Source organism: Stenotrophomonas sp. HMWF023, from assembly GCF_003060985.1.
Lineage (GTDB): Bacteria > Pseudomonadota > Gammaproteobacteria > Xanthomonadales > Xanthomonadaceae > Stenotrophomonas > Stenotrophomonas lactitubi.
The window spans coordinates 21,571-36,494 of sequence record NZ_QAIJ01000294.1; the positions used below are offsets into that span (position 1 = coordinate 21,571).

Consider the following 14,924-nt stretch of genomic DNA (forward strand, 5'->3'; position numbering starts at 1 on the left):
GCCGTTGGCCGAAACCCTTACAGCGGTCGCGCCGGATCCACCAACCCGTACTGACTGGCCATCCGCGCCAACGCGATATTGTCGTGGATTCCCATCTTCTCGAACAACCGCGCCTTGTGCGTATTGACCGTCTTCGCGCTCAGGCTCAGACGGCGGGCGATGTCTTCCTGGCGCAGGCCCTGGGTCAGCAGCAATGCCACTTCCAGCTCACGCGGCGACAGGTTGTCGAACGGCGAGCCATTGCCTTCCACCGTGGACAACGCCAGGTTCTGCGCGATGCTCGTGCCCAGGTAGCGTCGTCCGGCGGCCACGTCACGCACCGCGCGCAGCAGTTCCTGCGCATCACAGCCCTTGCCGATGTAACCGGCAGCGCCGGCTTCGAGCAGGCGCTTGGGCAGCGGACCGTCCTCCAGCACCGACACGATCACCACCCGCGTGCTGCGGTGGCCCCGGACGATGCGCTCGGTCACTTCCATCCCGCTCACCCCGGGCAGGTGCAGATCACACAACACCACGTCCGGTTGCAGCTGGCGGATCGCGGGCAGCGCTTCTTCGCCCGTCTCGGCCTCGCCCACCACTTCAATGTCGGTTTCACTCGACAGTATCATCTTCATCCCGGTGCGGACCAACGCGTGGTCATCCACCAGGTAGACTCGAATCGTCATTCACGTACCTCTTCGAATGCGGCCAATACGGGTCAACCTAGGCAGGAGCACCTGACCACTGCAAGCGCGGATGTTGCGCAATTCCGGCGTTCTGCCTTGCGCATCACATTCTTCACGCACTGATCGTGCCCCTTGCCCTGCAGAACCCGCTACAACGAAACAACCCGTCCCTCAGGTAGACGCCCTTGGGAGGGCATCCACGTCACTCCCCTTGCGTGATCGCTTCGCTGGCCGTCGCTGGCGGCGAACCGTGCCGTCGCCATGGATGACGGCGGCTGAACATGACCAGATAGCACCCTACCACCCAAACCAGCGCGGCACACCATCCGGCCAGGATGTCCGAGGGGTAATGCACCCCCAGATAGACCCGGGAAACGCTTACCAGCAGGCTGAACGACGGCGCCAGCAGCAGCACCGGCCAGCGCCAGCGGGTATTCCAGGCCAGCAGCACCAGGGTGACCGCCAGGGTCATCGAGCCCATCGCGTGGCCGCTGGGGAAACTGAACGTGGATTCCGGCGCGATCGATTCCCACAGGCTGGGCCGGTCGCGCTGGAAGAAGTGCTTGCTGCCCATGTTCAGCAGCGCCGACCCGACGAAGCTCACGGCCACGAAGGTCGCTTCGCGCCACCGCCGGTGCCAGGCCAGTGCGCCCACAATCAGCACATCGGCCGGGATCAGGAACCACTCGTAACCCAGTTTCGACAGCAGCACGAAGATGCGGTCCAGCCACGGCGAATGCAGGCCGTGCATCTGCCACAGCAGCGGCGCATCGAAGTGGAAGGACTCGAACTCGTGCACCTCGTCGGCCAGGGCGACGAATCCGGCCAGCGGCAGCAGCACGCCGGCAAACAGCAACAGCAGCCGCCAGGCATTGCGCGCCATCCAGTGGCGGAAACCGGAAGCAGGCTCCGGTGCAGCGAGGATCGTCGGCTTACCCGGCGCTTCGGACATAGGTGCGTTCAACGTAATCATCGATCAGGGCGACGAATTCCTGGGCGATGTTCTCGCCACGCAGAGTCACCTTCTTCTCGCCATCGACGAACACCGGTGCCGACGGTGCTTCGCCGGTACCCGGCAGCGAGATGCCGATGTTGGCATGCCGCGACTCACCGGGCCCGTTGACCACGCAGCCCATCACCGCCAGGGTCATGTTCTCCGCGCCCGGATGCTGGATCTTCCACAGCGGCATCTTGTCGCGCACATGCGTCTGCACCACCTTGGCCAGCTCCTGGAAGAACTCCGAGGTGGTTCGGCCACAGCCTGGGCAGGCCGTGACCAGTGGGGTGAAGGCGCGCTGGCCGGTGGTCTGCAGCAGTTCCTGGGCGACGATCACTTCCTGCGTACGCGACTGACCCGGTTCGGGCGTCAGCGAAATGCGGATGGTGTCGCCAATGCCTTCCTGCAGCAGCACGCTCAGCGCCGCCGCCGAGGCGACGATGCCCTTGCTGCCGATACCGGCTTCGGTCAGGCCCAGATGCAGGGCGAAGTCCGAACGCTGGGCCAGGTCGCGGTAGACCGCGATCAGTTCCTGCACGCCGCTGACCTTGGCCGAGAGGATGATGCGATCGCGCGGCAACCCCAGCTCGACGGCCTGCTCGGCCGAATCCAGCGCCGAACGGATCAGCGCCTCGCGCAGCACGCGGCCGGCATCCCAGGGTTGTTCGCGATGGTTGTTCTCGTCCATCAGCTTCGCCGCCAGGGCCTGGTCCAGCGAGCCCCAGTTGGCGCCGATGCGCACCGGCTTGTTGTAGCGGATGGCAAACTCGATCAGCTGGGCGAACTGCAGGTCCTTCTTCTTGCCGAAGCCCACGTTGCCCGGGTTGATGCGGTACTTGGCCAGCGCTTCGGCACAGGCCGGTTCGGCCGTCAGCAGCTGATGGCCGTTGTAATGGAAGTCGCCGATCAGCGGTACATCGATGCCCATCATCGCCAGCTTGTCGACGATGCGCGGGATCGCCGCCGCCGCTTCGACCGTATTGACGGTCAGGCGCACCATTTCCGAGCCGGCGCGCCAGAGCTCGGCGACCTGCTTCACGCTGGACGCCACATCGGAGGTGTCGGTGTTGGTCATCGACTGCACCACCACCGGCTTGCCACCACCCACGGTGACTCCACCGATCTGGACCGATTGGGTCAGGCGACGGGGCCAGGCAGTGGCATCGGAGGGGGCTGTAGGGCGGGTGACGGCGTCATGCATGCGGGCATTCTAACGCCCGCCCCGACCTTGCGGGTGTGTCGCATTCAGGCGGCAGTGCGGCTGCGGCGGATTGTCGCAGGCAGGCGTCCCTGCGAACGCATACGATGGGCGCGAATGACCGGTCCCGACGCCCCGTTTCTCCGAACCCTGTGCAGCCTGCGCTGGTTGGCCGTGGCTGGCCAGGCGGCCACCATCCTGGTCGCCACCTGGGTGCTGGGACTGCCCTTGCCGCAACTGCCGCTGTGGTCGGGCGTGGCCGTGCTCGCCGTATTCAACCTGTATACGCAGCTGCGCCCGGAGCCGGCCGATACCGCGCCGCTGACCGCCTTCGGCCACATCCTGGTTGACGTGATCATCCTCACCTGGATGGTCAGCTGGAGCGGCGGCATCGCCAATCCGTTCGGCTCACTGTTCCTGATCCTGATCGCCCTGGCCGCGTTCGCCCTGCCCCTGCGCTGGGCCCTGGCCGTAGCCAGCGCCTGCCTGCTGGGCTATGCCGCCAGCGGACTGTTCGGCCAGCCGCTGCCGGCCGGCTACTTCAACGCGCTGGACCTCAATCGCTGGGGCGTGATCGCCACCTTCCTGCTGTCCGCCGCAGTGGTACTGATCTTCTCCACCCGACTGGCGATCGCCCTGCGCGAACGCGAGCTGGAACTGTCGGCCCTACGCGAACGCTTCGCACGCAACGAAGGCATCGTCGCCCTGGCCACGCATGCGGCCTCGGTGGCGCACGAACTGAACACACCGCTGGCGACCATGACCCTGCTTGCCGATGACGTGGCCGAGCGCAGCGAAGAGCCGGAAGTACGCGAGGACATGGAAACCCTGCGCGAGCTGCTGGTGCAATGCCGCGAGCGCGTGCTGGCACTGGCCGCGCCGGCCTCCAACGACCGCCCCGGGCGCGCTCACTCCACCGCCCAGCAGGTGCTGGAGCAATGGCGGCTGGTGCGCCCGACCATCGACCTGCATCGCAACGACGACGCGCCGCTGCGCCTGCCGCTGGACCCGGGCGTCGGCCACCTGCTGATGGTGCTGCTGAACAACGCTGCCGATGCCGGCGAGCAGGCTGGACGACCGCGCGTCGACCTCAGCCTGCGCATCGAAGGCGACGATCTGATCGGCGAAGTACGCGACTACGGCCACGGCTTCGATGCCCGCGCCGCCGTGCTGCCGGGCAAGCTGTTCGGCAGCAGCAAGAGTGAAGGCATGGGCGTTGGTCTTGCCCTGTCCCATGCCACCATCGAACGCCTGGACGGCGAGATGTGGATGCGCCCGGCCCAAGGGGCCGGTAGCCGCGTCGGCTTCCGCCTGCCGTTGGCCCCCCGCGAGGAATGACCATGACTGCTTCCACCCTTGGCCTGCTGGTCGACGACGACGAACTCTACCTGCGCACGCTGCAGCGCAGCTTGGCCCGCAAAGGGCTGGAGACGCAGACCGCACAGGATGCCGCCAGCGCACTGGCATTGGCGCGCCAGCATCCGCCAGCGTTCGCACTGATCGATCTGAAGCTGGGCAGCGATTCCGGCCTGGCGCTGATCCAGCCGCTGCGCGCGCTGCGTGCAGACATGCGGATCCTGCTGGTGACCGGCTATGCCAGCATCGCCACCGCGGTGGAGGCGATCAAGCTGGGCGCCGACGACTACCTGCCGAAGCCGTCGACGGTGCCGATGATCCTGCGCGCGCTGGGCGAGGAAGACGATGGCCCCGCCGATGACGGCGAGATGGAAGTGCCAGACGCAATGACCCCGATCAGCCGCCTGCAGTGGGAACACATCCAGCAGGCGATGCATGAAACCGGCGGCAACGTGTCGGCGGCCGCGCGCCTGCTCGGCATGCACCGGCGTTCGCTGCAGCGCAAGCTGGCCAAGCGGCCGAGCCCGGAGCGCGATCCGAGCCGGTAACGCGGCGTCGTATCCGCCCGCGTCAGCCCTTCAGCTGGGCCAGCAGCTCACGGGTCAGCGGGTCGTTGACCTCGACGTCCTCGCCCTGCAGAGCGGGCAGCAGGCCACTGGCCAACTGCTTGCCCAGCTCGACACCGAACTGGTCGAAGGCGTTGATGTTCCAGATCACCGACTGCACGTACACGGCGTGCTCATACATCGCGATCAAGGCGCCCAGCGCCTGCGGGGTGAGCGCGTCGAGCAGGATCATGGTGCTCGGCCGACCGCCCGGATAGTCGCGGTGCGGATCATCGCTGCCCTGGCCGTTGGCCAGTGCTTCGGTCTGCGCCAGCAGGTTGGCCATCAGCGCCTGGTGGTTGACCGTATACGGATCGTCGTTGTGAACGCAGCCGATGAAATCGGCTGGAATGATGCTGGTGCCCTGGTGCAGCGCCTGGAAGAAGCTGTGCTGCACGTCGGTGCCGGCACCGCCCCACCACACCGGCACGGTGTCGGTGGTGACCGGCTGGCCATCGCGCTGCACACGCTTGCCCAGGCTTTCCATCACCAGCTGCTGCAGGTACGCCGGCAGCAGCGCCAAGCGCTGGTCGTAGGTCATCACCGCGTGCGTGGCAGAGCCCAGCAGATTGCGGTTCCAGATGTCCGTCAGGCCGTGCAGCACCGGCAGGTTGCGCTCCAGCGGCGCGTCCAGCGCATGCGCATCCATCTGCGCGGCACCTTCCAGCAACTGCTCGAAGCGCTCGAAGCCGATGGCCAGTGCGATCGGGAAACCGACGGCCGACCACAGCGAATAGCGGCCGCCCACCCAGTCCCACATCGGCAGCACGCGCTCGGCGGCAATGGCGAAGGCCTTGGCGGCGCGCTCCGGATTGGCGCTGACCGCGTACAGGCGCTCGCTGCCACCCAGCCAATCGTGCAGGATCTGGCCGTTGAGCAGGGTTTCCTGGGTACCAAAGGTCTTGGAAATGAGGATGCCGGCGGTCTTCGCCGGATCCAGCGTGGCCAGCGTGCGCTGCATGGCGGCGCCGTCCACGTTCGACACGAAATGCACGCGCAGGCGTGCGCCAGTGACTGGACGCAGTGCGTCGGCCACCAGGCGAGGACCGAGATCGGAACCGCCGATACCGACACTGACCACATCAGTCACGCCGCTGTCTTCCAGCGCGCGCACCAACACACCCATGCGCTGGCGGATGCCGCGCGCGGTGGCATAGGCCTCGGCCGCCACCGGCGCATCGACCACATCACCACGCAGCGCGGTGTGCAGCGCAGCGCGGCCTTCGGTCAGGTTGACCTGCTCGCCACGGAACAGGCGCGTGATGGCACCGCCGACATCACGTTCGGCAGCCAGCGCCAACAGCGCCTGCAACGCCGCGGCATCGTATTTCTGCCGGGCGAAGTTGACATACAACGGACCGACCCGCAGCGCCAGGTCCTGCACACGGCCGGGTTCGGCCGCGAGCAGGCTGGGAATGCTTGCGCCCTTCAGGCGCTGGGCGTGGGAATGCAGCGAGTCGAATCCGTTGTTCGTTGTCATGCGGCCTGAGTCGGGATCGTGTCGTTGGTGTGGGAGATCTGGTTGTTGCCATCCACGTACACCAGCTTCGGCTTGAAGCTATCGGCTTCCTGCTCGGTCATGCTGGCGAAGGCGGCAATGATGATGATGTCACCGACCTGCACGTGGCGCGCGGCGCCACCATTGAGCGAGACGACGCCGCTGCCGGCTTCGGCGCGGATCGCATAGGTCGAGAAGCGCGCACCGTTGGTCACGTCCCAGATGTGCACCTGCTCGAATTCACGGATGCCAGTGGCAGCCAGCAGGTTGTCATCGATGGCGATCGAGCCTTCGTAGTTCAGCTCGGAATGGGTGACGGTGGCGCGGTGGATCTTGGTCTTGAGCAGGGACAGGTGCATGGGGGCGCTGCAACGGCAAAGGAAAGAGCGGATTCTAGCACCCACGCGGCAGCGGTCAGGTAGCTGCCGCGGGATGCTGAAGACCGTTCAGCCGGTGCCCTGCTGCGCGCCCGGCGCCGGCAACGTGGCACCGGCCAGCACCGCCCGGAACACGGCATGGAACCCCAGTCCGGCCATCAGGCCGAATCCGGCGGCCACCAGTACCGAGACGGCATAGCTGGCCCAGTCGAAGCTGCCGGCATGGGCAAGATGGCTCATCAGAGCGCCGTCAGACCCGTCGGGCCAGGCACAGGTGGCCATGGCCAGCGCGCCCAGCCCAGCCCCCACCAGCGCGAACCACACCCGGCGCAGGCGGCCGGAGGACAGCAGGATCAGGCCCATCGGCAGCAGTACCGCCACGGCATGGGCGAAGACCAGCACGAACATCAACAGGGCCGCCAGCGCGGCCGTGGCCAACTCCTGGCCGAGGCTGAGACCGGCAATCAGGCCGCCGATCACCAGCGAAGGCAGCAGTGCGGCGGCGAACACCGCCAGGATCGCCGCCACGGCGCGGCGGCCGGAGCTGGCGGAATACGAGGTCATGTCGGCACGTCGTCCTTGTCCGGCGAACAGTGGGCGCCCACTGCGGGCGCCCTGCAGAACCGCGCGGGGCGGCTCAGAACTCCAGGTTGTCGATCAACCGGGTGGTGCCCACGCGCGCGGCGATCAGGGCCACGCGGCCACCGCCATCGAAGGTCGGTTCGGCCAGTTCCGGGGTGCGCAGCACCGCGTAGTCGACCTGGAAACCGGCCGCCTGCAACGCGGCGACGGCGTCGGCCTCGATGCGTTCACGGCCGTGCCCGGCGACATAACCTTCGCGCATGCCCAGCAGGGTGCGATGAAGGGTGGTCGCCATGGGGCGCTGCTCGGCGCTGAGGTACTGGTTGCGCGAGCTCTTGGCCAGACCATCCTCATCCCGCACGATCTCGGCACCGACGATCTGGATCGGGAACGACAGCTCGGCCACCATCTGCTTGATGACTGCCAACTGCTGGTAGTCCTTGCGACCGAACACGGCCACGTCCGGCTGCACCTGCAGGAATAGCCGCGCCACCACCGTACACACGCCATCGAAATGGCCCGGGCGGCTGGCGCCTTCCAGCACTTCACTGACGCCGGGCGCATGCATCCGCGTGGTCTTGTCCACGCCCAGCGGGTACATCGCTTCGACGCTGGGCAGCCACACCGCATCGCAGCCCACCTGCTCCAGCCCGGCCACATCGGCTTCGGGGGTGCGCGGATAGCGGCTGAAATCCTCGTTCGGCCCGAACTGCGTCGGGTTGACGAAGATGCTGGCCACGGCCTTGTCGGCGTACTGCTTTGCCAGCGTGATCAACGCATGGTGCCCGCCATGCAGGTTGCCCATGGTCGGCACCAGCGCCACACGCAGGCCCTCGCCCTTCCACTGCGCGATCTGTGCGCGCAGTGCACCGAGTTCGTTGAAAGTCTGGATCATTGGGCGTACGCGTGTTCTTCGTCAGGGAAGCTGCCATCGCGCACGGCATCGGCGTAGGCGCGGGTGGCACCGGCCACCGAGCCGCCTTCGGCCAGGAAGTCCTTGACGAACTTCGGACGGCGGTGGCCGCTGTCCAGGCCGAGGAAGTCGTGCAGCACCAGCACCTGGCCATCGCACTGCGGACCGGCACCGATACCGATGGTCGGCACGGGAACGGCAGCGGTGACGGCAGCGGCAACCGGCGTCGGCACGCATTCGAGCACCATGATGCTGGCGCCCGCCTCGGCAACGGCCTTGGCGTCGTCCACCAGCTGGCGCGCGGCATCGCCACGGCCCTGGATCTTGAAGCCACCCAGGCGCAGCACCGACTGCGGGGTCAGGCCCAGGTGCGAGCAGACCGGAATCTCACGCTCGACCAGGTAACGGATGATGTCGACCTTGAAGCCGGCACCTTCGATCTTGACCATCTCGGCACCGGCCTGCAGCAGCTGCAGCGAAGCATCCAGCGCGCGTTCCGGGGTGGCATCGGCACCGAACGGCAGGTCGGCGATCAGCAGCGCACGCTGCAGCACGCGGGCGACCGCGCGGGTGTGGTAGACCATGTCGGCGACGGTCACCGGCAGGGTCGAATCGTGGCCCTGCACGACCATGCCCAGCGAATCGCCGATCAGGATCAGGTCGACACCATTGGCATCGAACGTGCGGGCGAAGCCTGCGTCGTAGGCGGTCAACATGACCAGCTTCTGGCCATTGCGCTTGGCCTCGGCCAGGGCGGGAACGGTCCAGGGCTTGCTGTCTGCGTGGGTGCTCATGTGCTGATAACCGGGGGAGATAACCCGGGCATTATCACCCTAACGGCGCGATCCCGCAGGCATCCACCCGCATCACTGCGTCCCGCACGCGGCCATGGCCGGGAATGGCCAGATCGGCGGCGATTTCGGCCAACGGCACCAACACGAATGCACGCTCGTGCAGGTAAGGATGCGGCACTTTCAGCTCGGGCAGGTCCAGCACCTGATCACCGAACAGCAGCAGGTCCAGGTCCAGCGCACGCGGGCCCCAGTGCACGGCAGGGTCGCGTATGCGGCCGAAGCGCTGCTCCAGCACGAGCATGGCCTGCAGCAGCGCGACAGCGGACAGGTCGGTGTCGACCGCGGCCACCGCGTTGACGAAGGGTGGCTGGTCCTCGTTTCCCCATGCCGGCGTCGCGTACAACCGCGACGCCTGCGTCAGCCGGGTTCCGGGCAGGTCGCCCAGCGCGGCGATGGCCGCGCGGACGGTGTTGGCTGCGTCGCCAAGATTGGCGCCCAGCCCGATCCAGGCACCGGTCATGGATTACTCGGCAGCACCGGCAGCTGCGCCGTCCGGACGACGACGGCGACGACGACGCTTGCGCGGCGCCCCACCCTCCTCATCACCGGCCTCGCTGTGCAGGGAATCCAGCGACGAATCCAGCTCCTGCCCGGACTGCGCCTGCGCTTCGCGCCAGAACGCGACGTCGGCTTCGTGCTCTGCCGATGCCACCTGGCGCAGGGCCAGGAAATCGAAGGCTGCGCGGAAACGGGGGTGGCTGAGCGTGCGCATCACGCGCTTGCGCTGACGCGAACTGAAGCGCGCCTGCAGCAGCCAGATTTCCTGCATCGGCAGCGAGAATCGGCGCGGCAATGCGATGGTGCTCAACTGCTGCACGGTGACGCGGTCGGCGGCGCGACGCTGTGCCTCTTCCGGTGCCACACCCTGCTTGAGCAGCGTTGCCTGCGCGCGGCAATAGGCCGGCCACAGCAACAGCGCGAACAGGAACGCCGGCGACACGGGCTCGTCATTGGCCACGCGTGCATCGGTGTTGGCCAGGCCCTCGACCACCATGCGGCGCAGCGCACCGGTACGGTTCGACTTCAGCGCCTTGGCGCTTTCCGGGAACAACACGTCGAACAGGCCATAGCGCTCCAGGCCTTCGAAGCTGGCCACGCCGTGCCCGGACAGGAACAGCTTCAGGACTTCCTCGAACAGGCGCGCCGGTGCGGCTTCATTGAGCAGGCCGGCCAGCTGCGGGAGCGGTGCGGCGGTGCCCTCTTCGATCTGGAAGCCGAGCTTGGCCGCCAGGCGGACCGCACGCAGCATGCGCACCGGGTCTTCCTGGTAGCGCTGCACCGGGTCGCCGATGAGCTTCATCAGGCGTGCCTGCACGTCTTCGAAGCCGCCGGTGTAGTCACGCACCGAAAAGTCCTCGATGGCGTAGTACAGGGCATTGCAGGTGAAGTCGCGGCGGATGGCGTCGTCTTCGATGCTGCCGTACACGTTGTCGCGTACGAGCATGCCGTTTTCCATCTCGCGGTCGCCGCTGCCGTCATCGATGTTGGCACGGAAGGTGGCGACTTCGATGATCTCGCGGCCGAACACAACATGGGCCAGGCGGAAACGGCGGCCGATCAGGCGGCAGTTGCGGAACAACTGCTTGACCTGTTCGGGCGTGGCATCGGTGGCCACGTCGAAATCCTTGGGTTGGCCATTGACCAGCAGATCGCGCACCGCGCCGCCGACAAGGTAGGCGCCGAAGCCGGCATCGCGCAGTCGATAAAGCACGCGCAAAGCGTTCGGGCTGATGTCCTTGCGGGAGATCGTGTGCTGGTCGCGCGGGATGACGCGCAGGCTGAACGGTGATGTAGCAGAGGAAATGATGTTGGCGCTTCCGGTTGAAGTTTCGGGATTGCCCAATGGCATCGAGGTGCATATACTAGCGCTCCTGCACCGGCAGCGACACACTGCTCCCTTCGTCTAGTGGTTAGGACGTGGCCCTCTCAAGGCTAAAACAGGGGTTCGAGTCCCCTAGGGAGCACCAGTCGCCGCAGCAGGAACCGAAAAAGCCCGCCTTGTGCGGGCTTTTCTGTTTTCCGGAGTTTGTGCCTGTTTCGGTTGGGTTGGTCGCTCTGGCGCCTTCCTGCTACCGGCTTGAGCCGGTGGGGTCACCCAGGGCAGGACACGCCGTGAACCCCTCCATGGGGGCTCGATGGCGCCATGGATGGCGCCATCGAGCCCCCATGGAGGGGATTTTGCGCGTCCTGGAGAGGGCGGCCTGCCCCCTCCCCCCACGTAGCAGGGAGGCGCGAACGGATCGCTCCGAAGCCGAAGCGCATCAGCCTTCCATCTGCTCCAGTTCCTTGCCCTTGGTCTCGCGCACGTAGCGGACGACGAAGATGATCGAGAGGATCGCGGCGACGGTGTAGATGCCGTACGCACCGGCCAGGCCGATGCCGGCCAGCAGTATCGGGAAGGTCACGGTGATCGCGAAATTCGACGTCCACTGCGCCGCACCAGCCACGGCCAACGCCGGGCCGCGGATCTGGTTCGGGAACATCTCGCCGAGCATTACCCACATCACCGGGCCCCAGGACATGTTGAAGAACACCACGTAGACGTTGGCCGCTACCAGCGCCAACCGGCCCATGCCGTCGGACAGCTGCAGGCGACCATCGGCCAGACTGCCACTGGCGAAGGCAACCACCATCAGCACCAGCGCCATCGACATGCCGACCGAACCGACCCACAGCAGCGGCTTGCGGCCGATGCGATCGATCAGCACCACTGTCAGCAGGCAGGCACCGATGCTCAGCGCCCCGGACAACACGTTGATCAGCAGCGCGTCGCTTTCCGAAAAGCCCACCGCCTGCCACAGCACGGCGCCGTAATAGAACACCACATTGATGCCGACCAGCTGCTGGAACATCGCCAGGCCGATGCCGACCCAGACGATGGGACGCAGCTTGCCAGTGGCCTTGTTGAGCAGGTCGCCGAAACGCGGCTTGTGCTGGTCCTGGGCGAGGCTTGCTTCGATCTCGGCCTGCTTGTTCACCGCAGCGCGTTCACCGTACAACCGCCCAAGCACCGCCCTCGCCTGCGCCTGTCGGCCCTTCATCACCAGGAAGCGCGGGCTTTCCGGAATCACCAGCAACAGCAGCAGGAACAACAGTGACGGCAGCGCCTGCATCCAGAACATCCAGCGCCATGCCTCCTGCCCCAGCCAGAGCGGTTCAGTCGAGGCGCCTGCGGCCCGGGCCAGCAGATAGTTGCTGAGGAACGCCGCGAACAGGCCGCAGATGATCGCCATCTGCTGCACGGTCGCCAGCCGGCCGCGATAGCGCGCCGACGCGACTTCGGCGATGTAGGCCGGTGACATCACGCTGGCCGCACCGACGGCGAATCCACCGAGCACGCGCGCGCAGACGAACAACCAGGACGCATGTGCGGCGCCGGCACCCAGCGCCGACAGCAGAAACATCACGGCCGCCCCGATCAGCACGCCACGACGTCCCAGCCGATCACCCAGCCAGCCGGCTGCGAACGCGCCGATCGCGCACCCCAGCAGCATCGAGGCCACCTCGAAGCCGAGCGCGGCCTCGCTGGAGTTGAAGGCCTGCCGCAGGCCGTCAACGGTGCCGTTGATGACGCCGCTATCGAAGCCGAACAGGAAGCCGCCGAGGGTGGCGGCGCAGCTGATCAGGACGATGAAGGCCGTATTCTCACCGCCGTTGGAGGCGGCACCGGGCTGGACTGGTGACATGAAGGATCCTGCGAGGAAGGGGGCCGACCGAAGCGGGCCGGCGGCCTTGGCAGCGTCGCACAGGGCGGGCATGCCGCCAAATGGGCGTTCCGGCTACCAATCCGCCCCACTTTCACACGGCAACCGACACCGGGGGCCAACCTGTTCTAGAATTGGCAGGTTCAGAAAGCGATTCGCCCCCTACCCATGCCCTTTGTCGTCACCGAAAACTGCATCAAGTGCAAACACACCGATTGCGTGGAAGTGTGCCCCGTGGATTGCTTCCACGAAGGCCCGAACTTCCTGGTGATCGACCCGGACGAGTGCATTGACTGCACCCTCTGCGAACCCGAGTGCCCGGTCAACGCGATCTTCCCGGAAGACGATGTGCCCGCTGGCCAGGAAGGTTTCGTCGCCCTCAACGCCGAGCTGGCGAAGGAGTGGCCGGTACTGACCGTGCGCAAGGACCCGCCGGCCGACGCCGGCGAGTGGGACGGCAAGCCGGACAAGCTGAAGCTGCTGGAGCGCTGAGGCGCCGGCACCGCTGCTTTGGGTAGGTGCCAACCTTGGTTGGCACACAAGCGCCGACCAAGGTCGGCCTCTACCAAGGCAGATACAACCTGCAGGCAATGAAAAGGGCGCCCAAGGCGCCCTTTCCTGTTCTGGTCCTGGTAGCTGCCAACCTTGACTGGCACAAAGCGCCGACCAAGGTCGGCCTCTACCACGGCAGGCACGAACCCGCAGGTCCGTACCCACCGGACCGGCCATTACGGGGCCAGCTTCGCCTTCAGCGCAGCAATCAGCTTCACCGGCGCTGCGGCGGTAGCCGGCAGGCCACGCGGGTCGACTGCGGAGATGTACGCACCGGCGTCGACGGCGACCACGCGGACCAGGAAGTTGCTGCCTTCATAGGCCACGTCGTACGAGCCCAGCAGCTGCGCGCGGGTGGCGATGGTCAGGCCTTCCACGCCTTCCAGCGCGGTACCGACCTTGGCGAAGGCATCTTCCTTGCTGCCGGCAATGGTGAAGCCGGTGGCGCTGACCGCCGGAGCGGCGGCGGCCGGAGCCGCCGGCTTGGTCGCCGAGCTCAGGGTCGGCACCTGGTTGTTGCCGGCGCCTGCCGGCAGGTTCAGGTCCGGCGGCACTTCCAGCGGGCGCACTTCCGGGGCCAGGGCATAGTCGCCCTTGACGCCACGCTTGAAGCAACCGGTGGTGCCGGCAGCGGTGGCGACGGCAAGGAGCGCGAAGGACAGCACGCGGACGGCGGAAACGGATTGGCGCATGTGAATCTCCTGGATCAGACCAAGACGGAAGGTCAGTGGCTGGAAAGGGCTTCGAGGGCGGCGATATCGCCGGCGAGATGGTCGGCGGCAGGCGCATGTGCAGCCGAAAGCGGCAGCAGCGGCAGGCGCAGATCGTGACCGATGCCGATCCGACGCAACAGCGCCTTGACCGGAATCGGGTTGGATTCGACACCGCAGAAGTCATGGAACGGCTGCAGGCGCGCATCCCAGGATTCGACGGCTTCATGGTCATGGGCAGCGGCCAGGTCGCACATCCGGCGGTAGGCGCCGGGCAGCACGTTGGAGCCAACCGAGATCAGGCCGTCCATGCCGGCCTGGATCGAACGTGCGGCAGTGCCGTCATCGCCGGTGAGCACGGCGAAGGTCGTGCTGCGCAGCTCCAGCAGCGCGCGCACGCGGCCGGTATCACCCACCGCTTCCTTGATGCCGACGATGTTCGGATGGCTGGCGAGCTCGGCCACGGTCTCCGGCAGCATGTCGCAACCGGTACGGCCGGGCACGTTGTACAGCACCACCGGCAACCCCGCCTGGTCGGCGACCGCGCGGTAATGCGCGATCAGGCCAGCCTGGGTCGGCCGCACGTACGGCGGGGTGACCACCAGCGCGTGGGTGGCGCCGAGCGCGGCGGCGCGGCGGGTCTGCTCGATGGTCTTGGCGGTGCCGGACAGACCGGTGCCGGCCAGGACCGGAACGCGGCCGGCGATGCGTTCGACCGCGCTGGCCAGCAGCTGGTCGTACTCCGCATCGGACAGGGTGGCTGCCTCGCCGGTGGAGCCGGCAACGACAACGCCTTGGACGCCGCCCTCCAGCTGCAGGTGCAGCAGGCGCTGCCAACCGTCGGGGTCGAGTGCACCGTCGGCCCGGAAGGGGGTCGCCAGCGCGGTGATGAGGCCGGAAAGGGACAAGGACG

Annotated in this window: 16 protein-coding genes and 1 tRNA gene; 4 read left to right on the forward strand and 13 right to left on the reverse strand. The window is 66.9% G+C overall.

Translation table 11 applies throughout. The annotated features are described in order from the left end of the window. Positions 1-17 precede the first annotated feature (17 nt). The 3 genes from DBR20_RS16690 to ispG form a co-directional block, all read right to left on the reverse strand. Positions 18-665: a response regulator gene (locus DBR20_RS16690; protein WP_108267058.1), complete on the reverse strand. Its 648-nt coding sequence runs from the start codon at positions 663-665 to the stop codon at positions 18-20. Positions 666-867: 202 nt separating this feature from the next. Continuing rightward, complete coding sequence (locus DBR20_RS16695) at positions 868-1,617, reverse strand: phosphatase PAP2 family protein (protein ID WP_089240345.1); 750 nt, start codon at positions 1,615-1,617, stop codon at positions 868-870. Beyond that, positions 1,598-2,863 carry a flavodoxin-dependent (E)-4-hydroxy-3-methylbut-2-enyl-diphosphate synthase gene (gene ispG / locus DBR20_RS16700; RefSeq protein WP_108267060.1) on the reverse strand — a complete coding sequence of 422 codons (1,266 nt, stop codon included), beginning with the start codon at positions 2,861-2,863 and terminating at the stop codon, positions 1,598-1,600. The genes DBR20_RS16695 and ispG overlap by 20 nt, the downstream gene beginning before the upstream one ends. Before the next feature lie 114 nt (positions 2,864-2,977). Here ispG and DBR20_RS16705 point away from each other — a divergent pair, with 114 nt between their 5' ends. Both DBR20_RS16705 and DBR20_RS16710 read left to right on the forward strand, forming a co-directional pair. Further along, complete coding sequence (locus DBR20_RS16705; RefSeq protein ID WP_089240341.1) at positions 2,978-4,198, forward strand: ATP-binding protein; 1,221 nt, start codon at positions 2,978-2,980, stop codon at positions 4,196-4,198. Further along, positions 4,195-4,764, forward strand: a complete 570-nt coding sequence (locus DBR20_RS16710; protein ID WP_032952096.1) for a response regulator transcription factor — start codon at positions 4,195-4,197, stop codon at positions 4,762-4,764. The genes DBR20_RS16705 and DBR20_RS16710 overlap by 4 nt, the downstream gene beginning before the upstream one ends. A 22-nt stretch (positions 4,765-4,786) precedes the next feature. On the opposite strand, the gene pgi is transcribed toward DBR20_RS16710, so the two are convergent. From pgi to pcnB, 7 genes are all read right to left on the reverse strand, one after another. After that, a complete protein-coding gene (gene pgi, locus DBR20_RS16715; protein WP_108267062.1) occupies positions 4,787-6,301 on the reverse strand; it encodes a glucose-6-phosphate isomerase in 1,515 nt (504 codons plus the stop codon). Further along, complete coding sequence (gene panD / locus DBR20_RS16720) at positions 6,298-6,678, reverse strand: aspartate 1-decarboxylase (RefSeq protein ID WP_004153087.1); 381 nt, start codon at positions 6,676-6,678, stop codon at positions 6,298-6,300. The genes pgi and panD overlap by 4 nt, the downstream gene beginning before the upstream one ends. 87 nt (positions 6,679-6,765) lie before the next feature. Next, positions 6,766-7,260, reverse strand: a complete 495-nt coding sequence (locus tag DBR20_RS16725; protein WP_108267064.1) for a hypothetical protein — start codon at positions 7,258-7,260, stop codon at positions 6,766-6,768. A gap of 73 nt (positions 7,261-7,333) precedes the next feature. Then, a complete protein-coding gene (gene panC, locus DBR20_RS16730) occupies positions 7,334-8,173 on the reverse strand; it encodes a pantoate--beta-alanine ligase (protein ID WP_108267066.1) in 840 nt (279 codons plus the stop codon). Continuing rightward, positions 8,170-8,985, reverse strand: coding sequence for a 3-methyl-2-oxobutanoate hydroxymethyltransferase (gene panB / locus DBR20_RS16735; RefSeq protein ID WP_025878796.1), 816 nt, complete (start codon positions 8,983-8,985; stop codon positions 8,170-8,172). The genes panC and panB overlap by 4 nt, the downstream gene beginning before the upstream one ends. 34 nt (positions 8,986-9,019) lie before the next feature. Then, complete coding sequence (gene folK / locus DBR20_RS16740; RefSeq protein WP_108267068.1) at positions 9,020-9,505, reverse strand: 2-amino-4-hydroxy-6-hydroxymethyldihydropteridine diphosphokinase; 486 nt, start codon at positions 9,503-9,505, stop codon at positions 9,020-9,022. A 3-nt stretch (positions 9,506-9,508) separates the two neighbouring features. Further along, positions 9,509-10,888: a polynucleotide adenylyltransferase PcnB gene (gene pcnB, locus DBR20_RS16745; protein WP_108267123.1), complete on the reverse strand. Its 1,380-nt coding sequence runs from the start codon at positions 10,886-10,888 to the stop codon at positions 9,509-9,511. A gap of 49 nt (positions 10,889-10,937) precedes the next feature. Between pcnB and DBR20_RS16750 the strand changes: the two genes are divergently transcribed. Then, a tRNA-Glu gene (locus tag DBR20_RS16750) sits at positions 10,938-11,012 on the forward strand. 294 nt (positions 11,013-11,306) lie between these two features. On the opposite strand, the gene DBR20_RS16755 is transcribed toward DBR20_RS16750, so the two are convergent. Further along, a complete protein-coding gene (locus DBR20_RS16755; RefSeq protein WP_108267070.1) occupies positions 11,307-12,731 on the reverse strand; it encodes a sugar porter family MFS transporter in 1,425 nt (474 codons plus the stop codon). A 186-nt stretch (positions 12,732-12,917) separates the two neighbouring features. Here DBR20_RS16755 and fdxA point away from each other — a divergent pair, with 186 nt between their 5' ends. After that, complete coding sequence (gene fdxA, locus DBR20_RS16760; RefSeq protein ID WP_005409054.1) at positions 12,918-13,241, forward strand: ferredoxin FdxA; 324 nt, start codon at positions 12,918-12,920, stop codon at positions 13,239-13,241. A gap of 236 nt (positions 13,242-13,477) precedes the next feature. Here fdxA and DBR20_RS16765 read toward each other — a convergent pair whose 3' ends face one another. Next, complete coding sequence (locus DBR20_RS16765) at positions 13,478-13,993, reverse strand: hypothetical protein (protein ID WP_108267072.1); 516 nt, start codon at positions 13,991-13,993, stop codon at positions 13,478-13,480. Positions 13,994-14,025: 32 nt separating this feature from the next. Beyond that, positions 14,026-14,919, reverse strand: a complete 894-nt coding sequence (gene dapA / locus DBR20_RS16770; RefSeq protein WP_108267074.1) for a 4-hydroxy-tetrahydrodipicolinate synthase — start codon at positions 14,917-14,919, stop codon at positions 14,026-14,028. Positions 14,920-14,924 lie beyond the last annotated feature (5 nt).

Coding starts and splice junctions, on each gene's coding strand:
- DBR20_RS16695 (WP_089240345.1), bottom strand. CDS start 1,617: ATGTCCGAAGCGCCGGGTAAGCCGACGATCCTCGCTGCACCGGAGCCT.
- folK (WP_108267068.1), bottom strand. CDS start 9,505: ATGACCGGTGCCTGGATCGGGCTGGGCGCCAATCTTGGCGACGCAGCC.
- fdxA (WP_005409054.1), top strand. CDS start 12,918: ATGCCCTTTGTCGTCACCGAAAACTGCATCAAGTGCAAACACACCGAT.
- panB (WP_025878796.1), bottom strand. CDS start 8,985: ATGAGCACCCACGCAGACAGCAAGCCCTGGACCGTTCCCGCCCTGGCC.
- DBR20_RS16755 (WP_108267070.1), bottom strand. CDS start 12,731: ATGTCACCAGTCCAGCCCGGTGCCGCCTCCAACGGCGGTGAGAATACG.
- pgi (WP_108267062.1), bottom strand. CDS start 6,301: ATGACAACGAACAACGGATTCGACTCGCTGCATTCCCACGCCCAGCGC.
- panD (WP_004153087.1), bottom strand. CDS start 6,678: ATGCACCTGTCCCTGCTCAAGACCAAGATCCACCGCGCCACCGTCACC.
- DBR20_RS16710 (WP_032952096.1), top strand. CDS start 4,195: ATGACCATGACTGCTTCCACCCTTGGCCTGCTGGTCGACGACGACGAA.
- ispG (WP_108267060.1), bottom strand. CDS start 2,863: ATGCATGACGCCGTCACCCGCCCTACAGCCCCCTCCGATGCCACTGCC.
- DBR20_RS16725 (WP_108267064.1), bottom strand. CDS start 7,260: ATGACCTCGTATTCCGCCAGCTCCGGCCGCCGCGCCGTGGCGGCGATC.
- DBR20_RS16705 (WP_089240341.1), top strand. CDS start 2,978: ATGACCGGTCCCGACGCCCCGTTTCTCCGAACCCTGTGCAGCCTGCGC.
- DBR20_RS16765 (WP_108267072.1), bottom strand. CDS start 13,993: ATGCGCCAATCCGTTTCCGCCGTCCGCGTGCTGTCCTTCGCGCTCCTT.
- panC (WP_108267066.1), bottom strand. CDS start 8,173: ATGATCCAGACTTTCAACGAACTCGGTGCACTGCGCGCACAGATCGCG.
- DBR20_RS16690 (WP_108267058.1), bottom strand. CDS start 665: ATGACGATTCGAGTCTACCTGGTGGATGACCACGCGTTGGTCCGCACC.